We start from the raw sequence: 21,800 nt of genomic DNA, 5'->3' as shown, positions 1-21,800 counted from the left end.
CCCGTTTGTTAATGTATACACCCGTATGCGATTTCATCAGACTATGGTGGAGGGGGTAGGATTCGAACCTACGAAGGCAAAGCCAACGGATTTACAGTCCGCCCCATTTGGCCACTTTGGTACCCCTCCAAAAAATGGAGCCACCTGCCGGACTCGAACCGGCGACCCCATCATTACGAGTGATGTGCACTACCAACTGTGCTAAGGTGGCACTTGTTTTTGCTGCGTCACTTTGTTTTGGTGGTGGCTCGGGACGGAATCGAACCGCCGACACGAGGATTTTCAGTCCTCTGCTCTACCGACTGAGCTACCGAGCCAAAGTGAACTTGCATAAAAAATGGTCGGAATGCAGGGATTTGAACCCTGGACCTCACGCTCCCGAAGCGTGCGCGCTACCAAGCTGCGCTACATTCCGACATCTTCCGCAAAACGGCACGGCTTACAATGCGCCGAACCCTTTACGACATCTCACTGATGGTGCCGGCGAAGGGACTTGAACCCCCACTCCCTTGCGGGAAACGGATTTTGAGTCCGTCGCGTCTGCCAATTCCGCCACACCGGCCAAGTAACATTTGGTGCGGTCGAGAGGACTTGAACCTCCACGGGCTTGCACCCACAAGAACCTGAATCTTGCGCGTCTGCCAATTCCGCCACGACCGCGTATATTTCGTTTGCCAGACTGGCAATTGGGATCGCTTGCCTTCAGTCTACCGTTGTTTTGTCGCGACAAATGGTATCATACCACGTGTTGCCGCTTCCCACAATCCGGCCGGACGATCAAACGGGAACAAAAAACGGTTCTGTTTCGCCAAAATCCGAAACATTCGCCGCTATTCTTCCGATTTCTTTGTTTTTCTTTAACGATCGGGAGTGCAGTCAACGATCAAATGAAAAAGGCGGCGGGTTTGCTCTCTCGCTGCCCTCGCCGCCGATCGTATCCTGCCGATTTTTAAGACAGAATTGGCTGCGGATCGATCTTTTTCGCCGCTTGCTTGCCACTTTTCTCTTTGTTGATTTCGAACGCGGCAAGTATCGCTTCCGGCTCGTTCAGCCCGGATTGCTTCAACTGCTCGATCGATTCCAGCATCCGCTTGTAATCTTTCGGAATCACTTTCACGAACCTGCCGACCATCTGCTCCCACTGGTCGAGAATCTCCTGTGCGTGCCGGCTCCCCGTGTACTCCACATGCTTTTCGATCATGGATTTGACTTCTGCGATTTCCTGCTCATCTTGCAACGCCTCCAACAGCACCATCTCCCGGTTGCAAAGCGCTGCTAACCGCTCCGCCTCTTGTGCCAGCACGTAGACGATACCGCCCGACATGCCGGCGGCAAAATTCTTGCCGACCGGACCGAGGATGACGACCCGTCCGCCCGTCATATACTCGCATCCGTGATCGCCGACTCCTTCCACCACCGCGTGCGCACCGCTGTTGCGGACGCAGAATCGTTCGCCGGCGATGCCGCGGATGTAAGCCTCACCTGCGGTGGCTCCGTAAAATGCCACGTTGCCGATGATCACATTTTCTTCCGGTACAAACGTTGCGTTTTCCGCCGGGTAAATCGCGATCTTGCCGCCGGACAGGCCTTTGCCCACGTAATCGTTGGCGTCTCCTTCCAAGGTCAGCGTGATGCCTTTCGGAATGAACGCGCCAAAGCTTTGCCCGGCCGATCCTTTGAAATGCAGGCGAATCGTATCTTCCGGCAATCCTTCCGCCCCGCAGCGTTTGGTCACTTCGCTGCCGAGGATCGTGCCTGTGACGCGGTTCGTGTTGCCGATCGGCAGTGTCGCCTGTACGCGCTGCCCTCCCACCAGCGCCGGTTCGCAAAGCTTGAGCAGCTGCTGTCGGTCGAGCGTTTCATCCAGCTTGTGATCCTGCGGCTGCCGGTAGAATCGGCCGACTTCCACCGGCACATCCGGCTGGTACAAAAGCGGGGACAGGTCCAGATGCTTGGCTTTCCAATGCGATTTCGCCCGTTCGCCAACGGTCAGCACATCGGTGCGGCCGACCATTTCCTCGATTGTCCGGAAGCCCAACTGCGCCATGATTTCCCGTACTTCCTGGGCGACAAAGCGCATGAAGTTGACGACATGCTCCGGGTCGCCCATGAACTTCTTGCGCAGTTCCGGGTTTTGCGTTGCGACGCCAACCGGACATGTGTCAAGATGACAGACGCGCGCCATCACGCAGCCGAGAACCACCAGCGCAGCGGTCGAGAAGCCGAACTCTTCCGCTCCCAACAGAGCGGCGATGACTACGTCGCGGCCGGTCATCAGCTTGCCGTCCGTCTCCAGTACCACCCGATCGCGCAGACGGTTCAGCAAAAGGGTCTGGTGGGTTTCCGCCAACCCCAGTTCCCACGGCAGGCCGGCATGCTTGATACTGGTGCGCGGCGACGCACCCGTGCCGCCTTCGTGCCCGCTAATCACGATTACGTCGGCCAGCCCTTTTGCCACTCCGGCCGCGATCGTGCCGACTCCTGCTTTCGCCACCAGTTTGACGCTGATGCGGGCGGCAGGGTTCGCATTTTTCAGGTCAAAAATCAATTGTGCCAGGTCTTCGATCGAATAGATGTCATGGTGCGGCGGCGGCGAAATCAAGCCGACTCCCGGCGTTGAGCCGCGCACTTCCGCGATCCACGGGTACACCTTGTTGCCCGGCAGCTGGCCGCCCTCTCCCGGTTTCGCTCCTTGCGCCATTTTAATCTGAATCTCGTCCGCATTGATCAGATAGTGGCTGGTGACGCCAAACCGCCCCGACGCCACCTGCTTGATCGCGCTGCGCCGCGAATCGCCGTTTTCATCCGGAACATAGCGCTTTGGATCTTCACCGCCCTCACCGCTGTTGCTTTTGCCGCCGATCCGGTTCATCGCGATCGCCAGGGCTTCGTGCGCCTCCTGGCTCAGCGCGCCGTACGACATGGCGCCCGTCTTGAAGCGGCGGCAAATCGATTCGACCGATTCCACTTCGTCGATCGGCACCGGCTGGCGGTCGGTCTTGAACTCGAACAGGTTTCGCAGGAAGGCCAGCTGCTGCTCGTTGGCCATCTCCGAATATTTTTTAAACAATCCGTAGTCGCCCTGGCGGCAAGCCCGCTGCAGTGTATGCACCGTTTTCGGGTTGAACGCGTGATACTCGCCGTCACGCCGCCATTGAAAATCGCTGCCCGGCTCCAGCTTGTCTGCTGCTTCCGACTGGAACGCCTGCGCGTGCCGCATCAGAGTTTCTTTCGCGATCTCAGCGAGCCCGATCCCCCCGATTTGCGACGAGGTACGGGTGAAGTAACGGTCGATCACCGACTGGCCGATCCCGATCGCCTCGAAAATCTGCGCGCCGCGATAACTCTGCACCGTCGAGATGCCCATTTTCGACATCACCTTGACGACGCCTTCCGTCGCCGTGCGGATATATGTTTCCACCGCTTCCGCATGCGTCACATCCGCCAGCACGTTTTGTTCGATCAACTGTTTCAGCGTGGCGATCGCCAGATACGGGTTGACCGCGTCCGCACCGTAACCGATCAGCATCGAAAATTGGTGCACGTCGCGCGGTTCGCCCGATTCGACGAGCAGGCTGACTTTCGTCCGCGTGCCCTGACGGACCAGATGATGATGCAGACCGCTGACAGCCAGCAATGCCGGAATGGCCGCCCGCTCCGAATCGATTCCCCGGTCGGACAGGATCAGCAGGCTGTACCCGTCTTCGATCGCCGCATCGGCCGCCGCGAACAACCGGTCGAGCGCATTCTCCAGCTCTTCTTCGCCGTTGGCAGCCGGGAACAGGATCGGCAGCGTCTTCACTTTAAAATCGGAATGCGGATTGTACCGCAGCTGCGCCAATTGTTCATCGGACAAAATCGGCATTTCCAGCCGGATGCGACGGCAGTTTGCGGCGTCAGGCTGCAGCAGGTTGCCTTCCGAGCCGAGCGTCGTCACCGTCGAAATGACGCATGCTTCGCGGATCGCGTCGATCGGCGGGTTGGTCACCTGCGCAAACGACTGTTTGAAGTAGTTGTACAACAGCTGCGGCCGGTCGGACAGCACGGCCAGCGGCGTATCGATCCCCATCGAGCCAAGAGGGTCTTTCGCTTCCGTCACCATTGGCGCCAGCTGTTTGTTCAGTTCTTCCTGCGTATAGCCGAACGCTTTTTGCAGTTGCAAAATCGTCTTGCTGTCCAGCTCCGGTTCCGCATCAGCCGCCGGCAGATTTTCCAGCGGCAGCAGGTTGTCTGTCAGCCATTTACGGTACGGATGTTCGCTTGCGATCTGATGTTTGATCTCCTCGTCGGACACGATCCGTCCCTGTTCGAGATCGACCAGCAGCATCCGGCCGGGGCTGAGGCGCCCTTTCTGGAGCACGTTTTCTTCCGGCACGTCGAGCACGCCGAATTCGGACGCAAAGATGATCGTGTCGTCCGTCGTCACATAGTAACGGGCCGGACGCAGGCCGTTCCGGTCGAGGATCGCTCCGATCCGTTTTCCGTCCGTAAACGAGATGGCGGTTGGGCCGTCCCACGCTTCCATCAGGCAGCTGTGGTACTCGTAAAACGCTTTTTTCGGGTCGGTCATGTGGGGGTCCTGATCCCACGGTTCCGGTATCATCATCATCGCCACGTGCGGCAGGGAGCGTCCCGCCAGCACGAAAAATTCAAAACAGTTGTCCAGAATCGCCGAGTCGCTGCCCTCCATGTCGATGATCGGCAAGACTTTTTTGATGTCGTCGCCGAAAGCGTCCGACGCGAACATTTTTTCCCGCGCCATCATCCAGTTGATGTTACCCTGCAGCGTGTTGATCTCTCCGTTGTGAATCAGATAGCGGTTCGGATGCGCCCGCTCCCAGCTCGGGAACGTGTTCGTGCTGAAGCGCGAGTGCACCAGCGAAAAGGCGGACGCGAACGACGGATCCCGCAGATCCAGGTAAAAATCGCCCAACTGCTGCGGCGTTAAGAGCCCTTTGTAGACGATCGTCCGGCTTGAGAGGCTTGCGACGTACACATCGCGGCCGACCGCTTTTTCAAATTGCTTGCGGATGACATACAGTTTTCGTTCAAACGAGATCGTATCCGCGATGTCGTCGCTAGCGCCGATCAGCACCTGGCGGATGAACGGTTGGCTCGCTCTCGCCAACTGGCCGATTTTGCCGCTGTCGGTCGGAACGGTGCGCCAACCCAATAGGTGCTGCCCTTCCGCCTGAATGATCGATTCCAGCCGTTTCTCGCAAACTGCCCGGCGAGTCTCATCCATCGGCAAAAACAGCATGCCGACGCCATATCTGCTCTGTGCAGGCAGTTCAATCTTCGCCTCGCCGCAGGTTTTCGCAAAAAACGCATGCGGAATCTGCAGCATGATGCCGGCGCCGTCGCCCGTTTCCGGGTCGCTGCCAAGCGCCCCCCGATGCTCCATCCGGCACAGCATCTCCAACCCTTTTTTCACCGTTTCGTGCGACGCTTTCCCTTTCAGGTTGGCGATAAAACCGATCCCGCACGCATCATGTTCATAGGATGGGTCATACAGCCCCTGCTTGCCCGGCAACCCTCGCATCGTCATGACCTCCACTCCTTCTTCTGTTGAAATCTTGCAAATTTACCGGCGCCTTTTTTTCTTTGTCCGGTTTCTCTCTGTACGAATCGAACGCACATCAAACAGTACGGTTGATATCTATTTTAGGGTTGAACATTCATATTAACAATATATAATTTAGATAAAAATGATCGCAAAAAGAGAACGATACAAATCGAGGGGATTTGGATGGAGTTGCGGCAGTTGAAATATTTTATTGAGGTAGCGAAACGGGAGCATGTGACGGAAGCGGCGCACGCTCTGCATGTGGCGCAATCGGCCGTCAGCCGGCAGATCGTCAATCTGGAAGAGGAGCTGGGGGTCCAGCTGTTCATCCGGGAGGGGCGGAATGTGCGGCTGACTCCGGTTGGCAAGATTTTTCTGGAGCACATCGAAATGGCGATGAAAGAGATCGACAAAGCGAAACAGGAGATCGACGAGTTTCTCGATCCGGAAAGGGGCACGATCCGCGTCGGCTTTCCCAGCAGCCTGGCGGCTCATACGCTGCCGACCGTAATCTCGGCGTTTCGTTCGCAGTACCCGGATGTCGGATTTGAATTGCGGCAAGGTTCCCTGTCCTATTTAAGGGACGCGGTGATCAGGGGGGAGATCGATCTGGCGTTTGTCGGTCCCGTACCGACAAATGACAGGGAGGTGCGCGGGCAGATTTTTTTCGTCGAGCAAATCGTCGCCCTGCTGCCTTCCCACCACCCGCTGGCCGAGCAATCGGCGATCCGTCTGTACCAACTGCGCAACGATTCGTTCGTGCTGTTTCCCACTGGCTTTGTCCTGAGGAAAATCGTGACGGATGCGTGCCAGCAGGTGGGCTTCCAACCGAACGTATCGTTTGAAGGGGAGGATATTGACGCGATCAAAGGGTTGGTCGCCGCCGGGCTGGGGGTGACGCTGCTGCCGGAAGTGACGCTGATCGACAACACACCGCGCACAACCGTTAAAATTCCAGTGATCGAACCGAACGTGACGCGCACGGTCGGCGTCATCATTCCCAACAACCGTGAGCTGGCGCCTTCGGAAAAGCTGTTCTACGAGTTTCTGAAGGAATTTTTCACCGCTCTCAACAAGTTCAGCCAGTGAACGTTTCGCCTGCTGGCGACTGATGCAGGGTGTCGCGGAAGACGGATGCAGCGCCGGTGCCCGGCAGGCGAGCGGACCTCATGCAAACAGCGCACTCAACCATTTCACCCAATAGGCGGCCGGCACCAGCAACGCCTGGGCAAGCAGAGTGCCAATCAATTGATCCAGATTCCCAATCCGAGGGTGAGCACGATCACCAGACAGAAGGCGAGCTTCACCGCCCAACGGGGAAACACGCGAGGGAGCAAAAACATGTTCCGCAAATCGATCATCTGGCCGATCACCAAAAATCCCAGTACGCCGCCGTTGGTGGTCAGGCCCGCCAACGAGCGGGCGACAAACGCGTCCGCTTCCGAGCAGAGAGACAGCAGAATCGCCAGCCCCATCATTGCCAGCACCGACCAGACCGGATGGTGCCCGATCGAAGTCACCACCGACGCTGGTAAAAACGTTTGCAGCAGGGCAGCCACCGCTGCGCTCAGAATGACAAACACCCCGACTTCGAAAAATTCGATGATCGCATGTCCGATCACCGCACTGAAAACACTCCGGGCCGACCGGCGAGGCGGTGGGGCGGCAGCGGTTGCCGCCAATTCCAACACAGGCAGTTCATACTTTGCAGCGATCGCCCGTCTGCCGGCTTTCGCTTCGATCGACAACAGGAACCAACCGACGACAACCGAGATTCCGAATGTGGCCGCTACCCGCGCCCACATCATCGCGGGATTCATGCCGAACGCCACGTAGGTGGCCGTCATCGTCAACGGGTTGACCACCGGCGCCGCCAGCGTAAAAGCCATCGCCGCCGAGACGGAAACCCCTTTTCGCATCAGGCTGCGGGCGACCGGAATCGTGCCGCAGTCGCAAACGGGCAGCACCAGCCCCAGCAAGCCGGCAACCACTACGGCGAGCACCCGATTGTTCGGCATCAATCGCAGCATGGCGTCCTGCGACACCAGTTCCTGGATCAGCGAGGACAGCAGGACGCCCAGCAGAATGAACGGCAACGATTCCAGCACAATCGACAAAAAAATCGTCTGTGCGCCTTGCCACATGTTACTTCCCTCCCCCTGCCAGGTTGATGCTTGGGGGATACTCATAAGGATCTTTCGGTTCCGGAATTTTCTGCGCACTGTGGGCGATCAGCACGGGCTTCAGTTCATAGCCGTAATACCAGCTCACCGGCGGCACCCGGTCGATTTCCGGCCACTTGCGGGCCGACAGCGTGCCGTCGATCTCCAGCCAGGTATCGTTCGGATACTTGGCCGCATCTTTCATTTCCACCGTAATGCCCAGGGGAACGGTGTCGGCCGCACAATGCACCATCACGAAGCGCATCAGGATCAGCCGGTTGTCCGGCCACCCCGGCGGGTGATACACCAGCCCCTGAAACCGAAAACGCTGGTTGAAATAATACTCCGGTGCAAGCAGGATGTTGCTCTCCAGTTCGATCAACGGCAAGCGGGAGCCGGGTGCCGGTTTGGGCGGTAGCGGCATTCCCTTGACCTCCGCTTTCGGCACTTTGCTCAAGTCCACCTTGTCGCTTGCCGCAGAGCTGCCGGCTGCAGTCTGCTGCTGCGGCACCGCCGGGGAGACGCCCGGATCGGTCTGCTTGTTCTCGATCAGGGCCGGAGGTCTTGCCGGCTGGGTTGTGTACAGGCCGCTGTTCAGCATCGAGCTGCCGAGCGACTGCGTCGGAACAGCCAGCCCCAACAACACCGGTACCAGGAAAACAATCCAGCTTTTGCGCGGCCCGGATCGGTGCTCATGTTCATGGTGGTGATGTGAATGGCCGTGCGCGTGGCTGCAGTAGTCTGCCGCATGAAACACAGTGATCGCCGCATAAATAGTCATGACGATCAGAACGCCGAGTGTGATCAGCAGCAAGACCGCCATAGTCGGGGACACCAATTTGTGGATCTCCCCCGTTTGAAACAGCTTGATCAGAAACACGCAGAAGCCGAACAGGATCAACGCCTGTGCAAGTCGTCCCATATCCAACCGAATCCGCCTCATTTTCATTCTCCTTCATACTGCCGATTGTGATCCGAGTCTGTCCGACCCCATTCTACAATGGATGCTTACGCTTGTAAATAAGAATTATTACGATTTGTTATTCGCCCCCGCCTGGTATGAACACCGTATCCGTCCATCGGATGTGCCTGCCATCCGGATACTCGGCATCGATCACAAACGTCCACTTTCCCGACATGGTAAACGGCAGATCCGCCTGGTAGGATCCTTTGTCGAGTTTACGGGCCGGGATCGGTTCCAGCCCCATATCCATTTCGGTCATATTCAGTTCCACCTGCACCTGCTTCGGTTCCATGCCGGCCGCCGTATCCGGCAGGCGGATCGTCATCGTCTGCCAGCCGAGCTGCAATTGGGAAATCTGCACGACAGCCTGCAGCCGATCCGCCTGCAGTGTTTCCGAATAGCTTTTGACCGGCAGCGGATAGGCGATCTGGCTCATCCACACGCCAGCCAGGAGCGCCAGCATACCGGCCGCCGTTTCCCAGCGCAACAAACTCTGTGACAATGTGCGACCGTCCCGTTTCCATCGGCGGGTCTGGTTCAGCGCCAACAGGAGCATGCTTGCGATCAGGCCGATTTTGACAAGCAGCAGGTTTCCCCACGCGCCGCCCCGCTGCACAAGCGATGTCCAATCGGTCTGGATCGCCGCCATGCCAACTCCGGTCAGCAGTATCGCGCCTGCCGCAAATGAGGCAACGCGTGCAAAAAACGGCCGGAAAGCGGCCCGGTCGATCGGCTGCCCGCTGGTCCATTCCCAGCGCAAAGCGAGCAGCAAACAGCCAAGTCCTCCCAGCCAAATGGCAATCGTCAGCAAGTGCACGATTCGCAGCAGGAAAGCGAGCCACAGCGGTTCAATCCCCCATGCGTGGCCGCCAAACGCCAGACTGCCCGCAAGCAGCAGCCAAATGAACAGGTACCAGCCTTCCACCATCCGGGGGATCGCCAGCAAGCAGAGCAGCACCAACTGCGCAAGCACCATCCCGGCAAACGGGGATTGGCCGAGCAGTTTCCACTTGCCAGCCAGCAGCTGCGATGTCAGACCGCCCCCCGGCAAGGTTGCCGAATACACGAACCATTCGCCGATCAAACCGCCAACCAACAGCAGCCAGCCGAGTCGCCACCCGCGTCCCGCTAGTTGCGCAAAACTCGGCAAACCGAATCGCTTCCCAAACCAGGCAAGCCAGGCCAGACCGCTTGCCAGCAGGATGCTTGCTTCCACCAGGTACCGGAGAGCGATCAGCAAAAATTTCTTTTGATCGAGCGAGTTCTCGCCGATCGGCGCCGTTTCGCCCGGCGAAACGCTGCCCACTGAAAAAGCGTAGGAGCCGTTGACCGGATGGCCGTCTTCCGAAACGACGCTCCAGACGACGGTATATGTCCCTTCCTCCAACCGGGGAAGTTTCGCGTACATCCGGGACGCTTTGCCCGGTGTCAATTTGGGCCCGTCAAGCTGGATGGGCCGCGCATTCCAGTCGTACATTTTGAGATCGATCAAATCCGGTTCCAGCGGTTCGCTGAACTCCAAAGCGATTTCTTCCGGGCTGGCGGGGACGACTTGTCCATTATGGGGCGTCATCGTCAATAGGTTCGCATGCGCAAAAGCGGCTGACGGAGCGATGCACAACGCCAACAGGAAGCCCATCCACCAGATCTTCAAACGTTTCATGAACCATTCACCCGTTTCGATTCCGATTCTTCCGCATGCAACGAAACCGGTTGCCTGGCACCGGTCGTTTCACTCTTTCCCCGCCAGTGTACCGATTTTTTCAGGCGTTTTCAATGGTTTTACCGATGTGGTTTGTTTGTGCCCCGTTGCTGCCACGCGGTTATATGCTTGCGACTATGCCTATTTGGCCTGATCTTCTTTTGCCAGTTCGGCGATCACATTTGCCAGCAGATCGGCTGCGCGGTACGCCTCTTCTAAACTGTTTTGCGGGCCGCCGATTTCGATCAGAACCGCATTCGGTGAGAGGTCTTGATTGTATTTCGTGTCGTAGGCGGGATTCGGCAGTTTCTTGTGCACGCCGCGCGACAGGCCCGGATACAGCTGCTCCAGCCGGTTATGAAGCTTCAGGGCAAACTGCGAGTTCTGCTGCCAGTTCGGGTTGGAACCGCCGATGATAAACGACACTCTGGCGACATCCTGACCGTTCCATTTGAATGTTGTCTTGTCTCGGTCGAACGAATCCCGGTGGATGTCAAACAGCATTTTCACGCTGTCGTATTTTTTCAGGATGTCCTGCACTGTTTTCCGCGACAAATCGTATTCATTCTCATCCTTGCCTTTGAACCAGTAATCGTTTTTCGTCTGAATAGCCGCCACTCCTTTTTCTTTCAGCGATTTCTGCAGACGTTCGCCGACCAGCGTGATGTTTTTGTCGCGATCGTACGCGGCGTCAAAGTCGGTGATGCCTTTCAGTTCGGGCAAAAACGATTCCCGGTTGTGCGTATGGTAAATGTAGACAAGCGGCTTGCCGTCCGTTTGCACCGGCTGCGGCGGCGGTTGCGGCGCGGGAGGCTGGTCCGGGTTGCCGTTTTGCGGCGGCAGTTTGTCTTCACCGGGAGGTTCCTGATGGTCTTTCGTCAGCGGCTCGAAGTTGCTGACCGCCATCGCCGGGATCTGTCCGCCCAGCATCGTCACCGGCTGCCCCACATCAATGTCGGAAAACAGATAAAACAGCATCGCCGACCAATGGGAGCGCTTCTCTTTCGCTGCATCGAGGTTCGGGTCGGACGACACATACATCGGAATCTCCTGCCGCATGATCGAGCTGAGCGACTGGTTGCTGACTGAATGAAGCAGCCGCATGGCAACCGAATTCTGATTGCCCACTGCCAGCAACTGCACCGCCACGGCGCTTATCAAAATCAACAAAACGGCGACCGCCACGCACATCGTGATGACGACAGTGCGGATTTGCCCGGTTCCGACATGCACGGTCATCGACCGGAACGGTCTCTGCCTGGGATGACGGTTCATCGTATGGCTCCTCTCATCATCTTTTTACAAGAATCATATGTTGCGAGATTCCGCTTTATCCCCTTTTTTTTGTACAACAAAAAAAACGGGTGCGAATTCAGGTCCCCAAAACGGTCCAAGCGTTCCAATTCGGAACACTCAGGCGGTCTTTTGCCATCTTGTCTGCTGCAGGCGGGAAATTGTATCCGGAAGGGGAGTGGGAAGTTTCTGAAAGGGAGATTGACAGTCGCAAGCAACAAAAAAAGCACGCTCCCGCGTGCCGGTTGGTGGGCCCAAGAAGATTCGAACTTCCGACCTCACGATTATCAGTCGTGCGCTCTAGCCAACTGAGCTATAGGCCCGTGGTGAGCCATGATGGACTCGAACCATCGACACCCTGATTAAAAGTCAGGTGCTCTACCAACTGAGCTAATGGCTCATTCGCTCGGTACTAGAGTAATAGTACCATGCGGGTCGATACGGCTCAATCTTCCGGGCGAAACAAATCGAACAAAAATCCCCGTACAAGCGATGAAAAGGCGAAAAATCAGACGGATTCTCGATGTTTCTCGCAATTTTAGCCGGTTAACGGAGGTTTGGGTATCGTCATCGCCGTTTCATACATCAGCCAGCCGAGCACCGCCGCCAAGCCAAAATAGGCAAGTCCGTAGACGATTCGCGTTTTCGCGGACACCCGATAATATTCCTCTTCCCGGATCGCAGCATACCGGGCATCAGCCGTGTAGGCCACCCGCACGAGAAACGTCACCGATTCCCTCTGTCGGATCGTCCTAAACAACTCCACCTGCTCGATGCGTCCTGCACCAAACGGAAACTCCCCGATTTTGCCGATTCCCGGGTAGTCGACGGCACAGATGTGCTGCTGATCGGCAAGCGTGCAATATTGGACAAACGGCAGCTCCCTCCGGTGCTCTTCAGCAGGGATCAGGATGCCCGCTTCGTCAAAAACGGCCGCGTCCACCGTCCATTTCACAACCTGCTTCCGTTCTGCCGGTGCCTCGCGGACAAATTTTTGGTACAGTTCCCAGGCGAACAGCGCCCAGAAAAACAGGAACACCACCGCCTTCAGATAGAGAATGATAACCAGCCCACCGATCAGCCCGACCGCCCACAGCCAGCGGGAGATCGCGGTGACGATGCGGCCTCCGTCGAGCGGGTGGATCGGCAGCAGATTGATCAGATTGAGAAAAAATCCAACCTGCGCAATCGCGTACAGCGGCCGGTATCCGGTCAGCTTGGCTGCCAGGAAGGCGAGTAATGCGGCGATGCTTCCCACCAGCGGGCCGCCGAATGCGACGTACGCTTCCGTCTTCGCGTCGGCCGGCTGTTTTTTCAAGGTGATCAGCGCTCCCAGAAAAGGGATGAACGCCGGTGCGGAAACGGGCAACCCTTTGCGTCCGGCCGCCCACACATGTCCCATCTCATGAAAAAACAGCATCACGACGATCCCTACGGCAAACGTCCACGGATAGATCAAAGCGTAAGCTCCCACCATCAAAGCCATGCTCCAGATGGTACCGCCCGCTTTGCCGAGCTTCAACAAGGGCAGCAGAAATTTCAGTTTTCCGCTCAGCGCGGCCAGCAGCGCTCCGATGCCGCCGGCTGTCTTCCAGTAGCCGTTTCCTTCTTTCCGTTCGCTCAATTTGCTCCCTCCCGTTGCCCGCAGGGGGTTCATTTACCGGTTTTCATCCGTGATTTCACCATTCGCCAACAAGTTGATCATCCATGATCAAAAACCCCTTTGATACGAAGTACCAAAGGGGCCCTGGATTCAGATGTTGGCAAGCAGGAATTCGGACAACTCCTGCGCTTCTGCTTCGGTCGGGAGGGCGAACGCTTCCGCCAAATACCCTGCATTGGCCGCATCTTTTTGGTCGAGGATCGCCGCCCGGCTTGTCTGCAGGCAGATCACCACTTTTTTTCCGTAAAAATGGGCGGTCGTTACGATCATCAAATCAAACCGGCCGGAATCTCCGACAAAGCCGACATAGCGGGTGTCCGTTTTTTCTTTCTGGTCGTACATGAAAATGCGGTCTGCCATCTGTTTCACTCCAAACGGGTTCCTCTTTCGGCAGGCTCATTATAACAAGCGCTTGTATCGATTGCAACGCAAAAACTTTTGCCCTGACGCGGCGGAAAAACGGGTTTTCACGCCATTACCACGCTACCTCATCCAATGTTTCGACGCGTGGAACGCAAATTCCCCTTTCCTGCAAAAACCGTTCATAGCTCGCCAGCAGATTCTGCCCCGCTTCGATCGCTTCTTTCACCTCTTCCGCCCGGATGAACGTTTCCGTCAACTCCCTGTAAGCTTCGGGAATGTGCGGAAACTCGTAACTTTCCTTGACAGCCGCGTAATAGCCGCGCGTGATCGGTCGTCTGTTGAGCAGCGCCAGCGCGAGCGCGATCTCCCGCACCACTTCGTACACGAACAGTTCCCGTTCCCGTGTGTTGCCGCGGCGCGGGAGCGAGCGGATTTTGTTGAATGATTCGTACGCGATTTCCGCCCCATGCGCGAGGAAAAATCGGGCGATCGCCGCATCCGGCAAACGGCTGTACGTATCGAGCAGTTCCCGGCGCTGTTTTTCTTCTCCGGCCAACAACTGCAACGCAGCCAAGTTTCCCATCAGCCACGGCAGTTGCAGGTCGGGCTCGGCCAGGCGCCGGTGGATCCGTGCGATGGGAAGCAGATTCACTTCGATCGGGATTCCCCGGTAGAGAAACGTTTTATCCGCCTGCGGGCCGCCTTCTTTTACCACATACATCATCTCGATGTCGGAAAACTCCGTGTCGCGGCCGATCGCTGTCGAACCGTAGACCCCGCCGAACAGAATCGAATTTTTGTACGCATGCTGCACGCGAATATGGATACCGCGTACCACTTTGATCCGGTCACCGTGCTGCATATGCCACCTCGAACCGATGAAGTTGCTTCCATGATATAAAAAAGAACGCTTCCCCACAATCTGGAGGGAAGCGTTTGAGCGGTTATTTTGGTGCCGGCAGCGGGATTTCGATATATTTGCCGTTTTTCATGGTCGTGGCTGTCGGGCTGGTGATCAATGCGCCGTCGTCTGCCAACCCTTTGGCCAGCAGCGGAATTTTGTCATCCGTCAACTGCTTGCACGCATCGCTGATTTTGGCCTTGATCGCCGCCGGGTCGTCGGTTGTCCCCGCCAGTTCCATCGCCTTCGCCAGTACGTACATCGTCATGTAATGGTACAGCGTTTCTGAAGTCGGAATTTTGTCTGCCCCAAACTTTAGCTTGTATTTTTCAACGAATTTCCTGGTTCCTTCCGTCGGGTACAGGGACGCTGGCTGTACGCCGATCACGCCTTCCAGCAGCTTCGGGTCTTTCAGGATCGGCTCTATTTCTTCCACTTTCGCCTGGTCCATCACGATGAAACCGCCTTTAAAGCCTTGTTCGCGGGCCGCTTTGATGACCAGCGCGGTCGGCTGCGACGCCCCGCCCACAAACAAGACGTCCGGTTTCGCCGCCAAAGCCTTGCTGACAGCCGCCGAAAAGTCGCTCTCCTTGTTGTAGTCTACCGGGCTTTCCGCAACGATTTCGCCGCCCAGCTCTGTCCAGGTTTTCTTGAAGACGGTCGTCCAGTCTTTCGCGTACTGGTGAGTTCCGGGCACCAGCGCCACTTTTTTGCCAAACCGCTTGATCATTTCCTCGGAGAACGGTTTCGGATAAATGTCGTAGCGCGGCGGGATGCGAACGGTCAGCGGATTTTTCGCTTCCGTCACTTTCGGTTCGCTGGTGTAGGCGGCAATCAGGAATTTTTCCTGGACGTTGATGTTTTGCAAGGCTAACACACCACCCGAATGGGGAGTGAAGATAATCGTTGCTTTGTTTTCCGTTTTCAGGCGACGCGCGTTCGTGACCGTTTCGTTCGGCAAATATTTGTCGTCCAATGCAGCAAGCTTCAGCGAGATCGTGTCTTTTCCGACCTTGATGCCGCCTGCCGCGTTGATGTCGTCGATCGCCATCTGTAAGCCATCCAGCGTATTTTTTCCATACAATGCCGCTCCGCCGCTTTGTGGTCCGGACCATCCGATGCTGACCACCTTCGTTTGACCGCCGCTTCCTCCGTTACTCCCGCCCCCCGTCTGCTGGCTGCCGCATGCGGTCAAAAACAGCAGCGACGCGGCGGTCGACCAGGCGAAAAGAGATTTCCATTTCTGTTTCATTTGCCCCTCTCCCCTTTGACCCTTATCTTCTCGTTCCCGTAAAAAACCGGTTGCCCGCACAATCAAGCTCCGATATAAGCGCGCCTCACCTCCTCGTTGCGGTTTAATGACTCGCTGCTGCCTTCGAGCACCAGCTGCCCGTTTTCGATCACATAGCCGCGGTGGGCGATCTGCAAGGCGGCGCACGCGTTTTGTTCTGCCAGCAGGACGCTTGTTCCGCTGCGGTTGATTTCGCTGATCGTCTCGAACATCTGCTGCACCACAAGCGGCGCCAGACCGACCGACGGTTCATCCAGCAAGAGCAGCTTCGGTCTGGACATCAAGGCGCGGGCGATCGCCGCCATTTGCTGCTGGCCGCCGCTTAACGAACCGGCCGGCTGATCTTTCTTGTCATAGAGGATCGGAAACAGTTGAAAAATTTGTTCGAGCGATGCGGCGATACCCCTCTTGTCCCGGCGGTGGATATAAGCGCCGAGCGTCAGATTTTTCAGCACCGACATATCCGGAAACAGCTTCCGTCCTTCCGGACATTGTGCAATCCCCGCCCTGACGATCCGGTCGGGCGACCAGCCGCTGATCGGTTGACCCATGAATTCGATGCTGCCCGCCGCTGGCTTCAGGAGACCGCTGATGGCACGAAAAATCGTGCTTTTCCCGGCGCCGTTGGCCCCCAACAGAACCACCAGTTCGCCTGCCCGCACTTCCAGGTTCACCGAATGGAGCGCCGTGAAGCTCCCGTACTTGACTGACAGATCGTTAAGCTTCAACATGGTAAGCCCCTCCCAGATAGGCTGCGATCACCGTTTCGTTCTGGCTGATTTCCGCCGGGGTTCCTTCCGCGATCTTCGCCCCCTGGTTGAGCACCATGATCCGGTCGGCGAGGTTCATGATCATCTGCATTTTGTGTTCAATGATGCAAACAGTCAGCCCCGCGTTTTTCATCTTGCGGATCAGCTCGGCCAGGCGGCTGGTTTCGTTCGCATTGATGCCCGCCGCCGGCTCATCCAGCAGCACCAGTTGCGGATCGGTTGCCAGGGCGAGCGCGATCGCCACCCGTTTTTGCGCTTCCTGCGAAATGCTGGCCACCGGCCGTTCGGCCAGCTCGGCCGCCCCGACAAACGCGAGCGCTTGCATCGCTTTCTCCCGGCACTTCTGTTCCTCCCGCCGGTAGCGGCCGGTGCGCATGATCGCTCCCCACAGCCCGCTTTTGGTCCGCAGCCGGTGGCCGATGATCAGATTGTCGATGACGGTCGCTTCCGCAAACAGCTTGGTTGTCTGGAACGTGCGGGCAATTCCCAACCGCGCCATCTGATAGGAGGGGCTGCCGGTTACATCCCGGCCGTTCAACAGCAGCCGACCGCCGGAAGGTTGGTGAAAACCGCTGATCAGATTGAAAAATGTGGTTTTGCCCGCCCCGTTCGGCCCGATGACGGCGGTGATCTGCCCCGCGCGGATTTCAAAATCGACCTCGTTCACCGCCGTGTTGCCGCCAAAACGTTTCGTCAATTTTTCCGCCTTAAGCATCGACTTCCCCTCCCGCCATCCGGCGATCCTGCATTGCTATTCGAGCTCCCGCTTCCTGCGGCACCCCGGCTTGGCCGGCCGCAACCCGTTTCATCCTGCGGCGATGGATGGCTCCGATAATGCCATACGGCAAGTACATCACAATCAGAACCAAGAGCGGCCCGAAAATCACCATCCGATACTCTTGCCAGGACTGCAGAAGCTGCATCCCGACCGTGACCAGCGTCGTACCGACAAACGGGCCCCACAGGGTGCCGATGCCGCCGACCAGCAGATACAGCAGCATGTCGAACGTGTGCTCGACCGACGCAATGTCGGGACCAATAAAGCGAATATAGCCCGCATACAGCGCGCCAGCCAAACCGGCCAGCACTGTCGCGTGTACAAATGCCAGCAACTTGTTGCGCATCACGTTGATCCCGAGGGCTTCCGCCAGCTCCTCGCTGTTGCGGATCGAGACGAATGTTCTGCCGACCAACGAGTGGATGATCCGGTAGTTGATCCAGGATGTCAGGAGCAGGAAGCAGAGGATCAGGTAATATTGCGAGGAAAGGGTCGCAAACTCGAGCGGGCCGATTTTTGCAATGGGAATCCCCAGCAGGCCGCGGACGCCCTCCGTCAGCGATTCCCATTTTTCGATCACCAGCAGGAGGATGACGCCTACGCACAGCGAAAAGATCGCGAAGTAATGGCCCTTCGTCCGTAGCGAAATGATGCCGACAGCCGCGCCGACCGCCCCGGTCAGCAAAATGGCAGCTGCCAGCGCCACAAGAAACGGCATCCCCGCCTTTGCCATCAGAAGGCCGTACGTATAGGCGCCGATCCCGAAAAATCCGGCGTGCGCCAGCGACAACTGGCCGGTATAGCCGGCGATCATGTTCATCCCGCTGGTTGCGATCGTAAAAATAAAGATTGTGATCAGAATGTTCAGGTAATACGAATTATCAGTCAAAAATGGGAACAACAGGGTGATCAGGATCAGGCCGGCAGCGATCCATTTGGAGTCCGGGAACGATTTCATCAGCGGGCCTCCTTTGCCAGCAACCCGGTGGGCTTGACGGTCAGAATCAGCACCAGAATGAGGAACGCCACCAGGTCTTTGTATTCGCTGCTGATATAGGTTCCGGACAGGCTCTCCGCCAGGCCGAGAATATAGCCGCCAAGCACGGCGCCCGGTATGCTGCCCATGCCGCCAAGAACGATGATCACGAACGCTTTCAGGTTCACCATCGCTCCCATCGACGGATACACCAGGTTTAACGGAGCTGCCAGAGAAGCGGCCGCGGCCGCGAGCCCGGAAGCGATCGCAAACGTCAACAGTGACACGCGGTTCGCATTAATCCCGACGAGAAACGCCCCTTCCCGGTTCTGGGCCATCGCTTCGATCGTCGCCCCGATCACCGTCCGCTTCAGAAACAGATGCAAGCCGACCATCAGCAGGACTGCCGCCGCGACCACAATCAACCGCTGTTCGGTGATGGTGACGCCAAACAGGTGGATCACATCGTCGTAGGGAGTTTCCAGCCGCCGGTAATCGGACCCCCACAACGCCCGGGCGGTTGCTTCAATAAACAGCATCACGCCGACCGCCGCGATCATCGAATTGATGTGGGGAGCGCTGCGAAGCGGTCGAAACACGATTCTCTCAAGCAGCATGCCGACCAGGACAAGAGCGGCCACTGACACGAGAACGGCAGGCCAGTAGGCGAAACCGTAAAGAGTTATCATGAACAGGGTCAAATAAGCGCCGAGCATGTAGAGATGCCCGTGCGCAAAGTTGGGAAGCTGCATGATCCCGTAGATCAGCGTGATCCCCAAAGCCACCAGACTGTAAATGCTGCCGAGCACAAGACCGTTGATCAACTGCTGGAAGAACAGATCCACACGATTCACCCCCGTATCGGTGATTACATACCGGCCCCCTGCCGCTTCGCTTCCTCCGCCAGCACCCGGCGCAAGATCTTGCCGACCGCCGTTTTCGGCAGCGATTCCCGGAACTCGATTTGCCGCGGCACCTTGAAAGCGGCCAGATTTTTCCGGCAAAACCGCTCTATCTCTTCCGTGCTCGCGCTGGCTCCCGGTTTCAGAACGACAAACGCTTTGATCGTCTCCCCCCTGTATTCGTCCGGCACTCCGACCACAACCGCTTCCAGCACGCACGGGTGGGTGTATAAAACCTCTTCGATTTCGCGCGGATATACATTGTAACCGCTTGCAATGATCAGATCTTTTTTCCGGTCGATGATGGAAAAATACCCGTCTTCGTCCATCCGCGCGATATCGCCCGTATAGAGCCAGCCGTCACGGATCGCATGCACCGTCTCCTGCGGCATGTTCCAATAGCCTTGCATCACCTGCGGACCGCGGATCACAAGTTCCCCGGCTTCACCGATCGGCAGCGTCCGGGTACCGCTTTCCAAATCCACGATGCGGGCTTCCGTCGCCGGCAGCGGTATCCCGATGCTGCCCGGTTTTTTCAGGCCGGTCCGGGGAGTGCTGTGGGTGGTCGGGGAAGCTTCCGACAGACCGTAGCCTTCGAACATGCTGGCACCCGTTTTTTTCTCGAACGATTCGATCAATTCGACCGGCAGCGGTGCAGATCCGCTGTTGCAGATGCGAATTGCGTCGATTCCATAGTGTTCCGATCCCGGATACGAATTCAAGGCGACGTACATCGTCGGCACACCGGGAAAATAGGTAGGCCGGTGCTGCTTGATCGTTTGCAGCACTTCCAGCGGATCAAACCGCGGCAGCAAAATGACGTTGGTGCCCGTCAGGATGCCGAGATTCATCGCGCAGGTCATGCCGTAGACGTGAAACAGCGGGATCACCGTGAGAATTTTGTCTCCCTCCGTGAGCGGTTCTTCGCTCGTATGGGCATTGATTTGCTGGACGTTGGCAACCAGATTGCGATGGGTGAGCATCGCGCCCTTGGAACGTCCGGTGGTACCGCCGGTGTACTGAAGAACGGCCACATCCTGCTCCGGATCGACCGGCTCGTCGGCAACGGCGGGTGCCCTGTCCAAAAAATCGCCCCAGAAAACGGCGTTTTCCGCCAACTCGGGAGAGATCGGTGCCAACTGTACAACAATCACTTTCTTGAGATTCTCGTATCCCTCTACATTCTTGACACGCGGGTACAAATCGGCCAACACAAACAACACATCCGCGCCGGAATCCTGCAGCACATATTCGATCTCCCGCTCGGTGTACATCGGGTTGACCTGCACGACGACCGCCCCGCGCCGCAAAACTCCGTAAAAAGCACCGACGTATTGCGGACAGTTGGGCAGCATCAAACCAACCTTGTCGCCTTTGCCGACACCGATGCGCCGCAGCGCTGCCGCCACCTGCCGTGTCAACCCCTGCAGTTGCCCGTATGAAATCTCCATCTGATAAAAAGTGATGGCCGTTTTGTTCCGATGCCGTTCGGCTGACCGGTCCAGCATCTGCGGCAGCGACATTGCCTCATACTGAAACTCTTTCCCCTTCGCGTGGCTCACGCCGCCGATCACGGTTACATCTGCCATCCGCAATCCCCCTCTTTCAACAGTGGAAATCACCGCTTTCGATCCAGAATCACAAAAGATGGAGTGATCTTGATTTCTGCGGAACCGGATTCCGGCACCTCTTTGAAAAACTTGAGGTCCATGTCAGATTCCCCCGCGCACATACAGGACCTGGCCGGTGATAAAACTGGATTCGTCCGATACGAAGAACAGCACCGCGTTCGCCACATCGATCGGCTTGCCGGTACGGCCCAAAAGGGAACGTTCCGCCGCTGCCTGTTTCAATTCTTCAAACGTGATTCCCATCCGTTCCGCGGTCGCTCTCGTCATATCCGTTTCGATGAATCCGGGTGCCACCGCGTTGACGTTGATGTTGAATTTGCCCAGTTCAATCGCCAGCGTTTTGGTAAACCCCTGAATCCCCGCTTTCGCTGTCGCGTAGTTCAACTGGCCCCGGTTGCCGAGGGCGGAAGTGGAGCTGAAATTGACGATTTTGCCGTAGCGTTGCGGCACCATGAAGCGCTGGGCCGCTTGCGAGGCGAAAAACGCTCCTTTCAGGTGGACGTTCATGACCGTATCCCAGTCGTCGTCCGTCATTTTGTGGACCAGATTGTCGCGAATGACGCCCGCGTTATTCACGAGGATGTCCAGCCGGCCGAACGTATCGACCGTTTTTTGCACCATTTCTTCCACCGCTTGCCGGTTTGTGATATCGCAGGCAATCGCAATCGCTTCGCCGCCTGCTGCGCGGATCGCCGCCGCGGTTTCCTCACACGCTTCCGCGTTGATGTCGGTCACCGTCACTTTCGCTCCTTCTTCCGCCAGCCGCTGCACGGTCGCAGCTCCGATTCCCCTGCCGGAACCCGTCACAATTGCTACCCGATCTTTCAGCCTCATTTTT

Annotated in this window: 16 protein-coding genes and 8 tRNA genes; 1 reads left to right on the top strand and 23 read right to left on the bottom strand. The window is 57.3% G+C overall.

The window, feature by feature from the left end; all coding sequences use genetic code 11:
* Positions 1–44: 44 nt before the first annotated feature.
* From C230_RS0117365 to gltB, 7 genes are all read right to left on the bottom strand, one after another.
* Positions 45–129: transfer RNA gene (locus C230_RS0117365), tRNA-Tyr, on the bottom strand.
* Positions 130–135: 6 nt separating this feature from the next.
* Positions 136–211 (bottom strand) — tRNA-Thr (locus C230_RS0117360).
* A gap of 30 nt (positions 212–241) precedes the next feature.
* Positions 242–317, bottom strand: a tRNA-Phe gene (locus tag C230_RS0117355).
* A 21-nt stretch (positions 318–338) separates the two neighbouring features.
* Positions 339–415: transfer RNA gene (locus C230_RS0117350), tRNA-Pro, on the bottom strand.
* Between the two features lie 60 nt (positions 416–475).
* Positions 476–562, bottom strand: a tRNA-Leu gene (locus tag C230_RS0117345).
* Positions 563–573: 11 nt separating this feature from the next.
* A tRNA-Leu gene (locus C230_RS0117340) sits at positions 574–660 on the bottom strand.
* A 289-nt stretch (positions 661–949) separates the two neighbouring features.
* The gene (gltB, locus tag C230_RS0117330; RefSeq protein WP_018133322.1) at positions 950–5,548 is read right to left on the bottom strand and encodes a glutamate synthase large subunit; all 4,599 of its coding nucleotides are present in this window, start codon (positions 5,546–5,548) and stop codon (positions 950–952) included.
* A 201-nt stretch (positions 5,549–5,749) separates the two neighbouring features.
* On the opposite strand from gltB, the gene C230_RS0117325 reads away from it, so the two are divergent.
* Complete coding sequence (locus tag C230_RS0117325; RefSeq protein WP_018133321.1) at positions 5,750–6,655, top strand: LysR family transcriptional regulator; 906 nt, start codon at positions 5,750–5,752, stop codon at positions 6,653–6,655.
* 155 nt (positions 6,656–6,810) lie between these two features.
* Here the strand turns inward: C230_RS0117325 and C230_RS20895 are convergent, their stop codons facing one another.
* The 16 genes from C230_RS20895 to fabG all read right to left on the bottom strand — a co-directional run bounded on the left by C230_RS20895 (position 6,811) and on the right by fabG (position 21,796).
* Positions 6,811–7,710, bottom strand: coding sequence for a permease (locus tag C230_RS20895; RefSeq protein ID WP_018133320.1), 900 nt, complete (start codon positions 7,708–7,710; stop codon positions 6,811–6,813).
* Between the two features lies 1 nt (position 7,711).
* Positions 7,712–8,671, bottom strand: coding sequence for a TIGR03943 family putative permease subunit (locus tag C230_RS0117310; RefSeq protein ID WP_018133319.1), 960 nt, complete (start codon positions 8,669–8,671; stop codon positions 7,712–7,714).
* A gap of 97 nt (positions 8,672–8,768) precedes the next feature.
* Positions 8,769–10,355: a copper resistance protein CopC gene (locus C230_RS20890; protein ID WP_018133318.1), complete on the bottom strand. Its 1,587-nt coding sequence runs from the start codon at positions 10,353–10,355 to the stop codon at positions 8,769–8,771.
* A gap of 180 nt (positions 10,356–10,535) precedes the next feature.
* Positions 10,536–11,669, bottom strand: a complete 1,134-nt coding sequence (gene spoIIP / locus C230_RS21570; protein WP_018133317.1) for a stage II sporulation protein P — start codon at positions 11,667–11,669, stop codon at positions 10,536–10,538.
* A 264-nt stretch (positions 11,670–11,933) separates the two neighbouring features.
* Positions 11,934–12,010, bottom strand: a tRNA-Ile gene (locus C230_RS0117295).
* Between the two features lies 1 nt (position 12,011).
* Positions 12,012–12,087: transfer RNA gene (locus C230_RS0117290), tRNA-Lys, on the bottom strand.
* A gap of 138 nt (positions 12,088–12,225) precedes the next feature.
* Positions 12,226–13,311, bottom strand: a complete 1,086-nt coding sequence (locus tag C230_RS20880) for a site-2 protease family protein (RefSeq protein WP_018133316.1) — start codon at positions 13,309–13,311, stop codon at positions 12,226–12,228.
* Positions 13,312–13,440: 129 nt separating this feature from the next.
* Complete coding sequence (locus tag C230_RS0117280; RefSeq protein WP_026174400.1) at positions 13,441–13,710, bottom strand: DUF3055 domain-containing protein; 270 nt, start codon at positions 13,708–13,710, stop codon at positions 13,441–13,443.
* A gap of 115 nt (positions 13,711–13,825) precedes the next feature.
* On the bottom strand, positions 13,826–14,575 hold the full coding sequence (locus C230_RS0117275) for a kanamycin nucleotidyltransferase C-terminal domain-containing protein (protein ID WP_018133314.1): 750 nt from the start codon (positions 14,573–14,575) through the stop codon (positions 13,826–13,828).
* 82 nt (positions 14,576–14,657) lie between these two features.
* Positions 14,658–15,866, bottom strand: coding sequence for an ABC transporter substrate-binding protein (locus C230_RS0117270; protein ID WP_018133313.1), 1,209 nt, complete (start codon positions 15,864–15,866; stop codon positions 14,658–14,660).
* Between the two features lie 62 nt (positions 15,867–15,928).
* Positions 15,929–16,636, bottom strand: coding sequence for an ABC transporter ATP-binding protein (locus C230_RS0117265; RefSeq protein WP_018133312.1), 708 nt, complete (start codon positions 16,634–16,636; stop codon positions 15,929–15,931).
* Positions 16,623–17,390 carry an ABC transporter ATP-binding protein gene (locus tag C230_RS0117260; RefSeq protein ID WP_018133311.1) on the bottom strand — a complete coding sequence of 256 codons (768 nt, stop codon included), beginning with the start codon at positions 17,388–17,390 and terminating at the stop codon, positions 16,623–16,625. Before C230_RS0117260 ends, C230_RS0117265 begins: the two co-directional genes overlap by 14 nt.
* On the bottom strand, positions 17,383–18,411 hold the full coding sequence (locus tag C230_RS0117255) for a branched-chain amino acid ABC transporter permease (RefSeq protein ID WP_018133310.1): 1,029 nt from the start codon (positions 18,409–18,411) through the stop codon (positions 17,383–17,385). Before C230_RS0117255 ends, C230_RS0117260 begins: the two co-directional genes overlap by 8 nt.
* On the bottom strand, positions 18,411–19,274 hold the full coding sequence (locus C230_RS0117250) for a branched-chain amino acid ABC transporter permease (RefSeq protein WP_018133309.1): 864 nt from the start codon (positions 19,272–19,274) through the stop codon (positions 18,411–18,413). Before C230_RS0117250 ends, C230_RS0117255 begins: the two co-directional genes overlap by 1 nt.
* Positions 19,275–19,297: 23 nt before the next feature.
* The gene (locus C230_RS0117245) at positions 19,298–20,920 is read right to left on the bottom strand and encodes a long-chain-fatty-acid--CoA ligase (RefSeq protein ID WP_018133308.1); all 1,623 of its coding nucleotides are present in this window, start codon (positions 20,918–20,920) and stop codon (positions 19,298–19,300) included.
* 123 nt (positions 20,921–21,043) lie between these two features.
* Positions 21,044–21,796, bottom strand: coding sequence for a 3-oxoacyl-ACP reductase FabG (fabG, locus tag C230_RS0117235; RefSeq protein ID WP_018133306.1), 753 nt, complete (start codon positions 21,794–21,796; stop codon positions 21,044–21,046).
* Positions 21,797–21,800: the final 4 nt, after the last annotated feature.

It is taken from the genome of Effusibacillus pohliae DSM 22757, assembly GCF_000376225.1.
Taxonomy (GTDB): domain Bacteria; phylum Bacillota; class Bacilli; order Tumebacillales; family Effusibacillaceae; genus Effusibacillus; species Effusibacillus pohliae.
The sequence above is the reverse complement of the archived record's forward strand: the minus strand, read 5'-3'. Positions and strand labels throughout refer to the sequence as shown.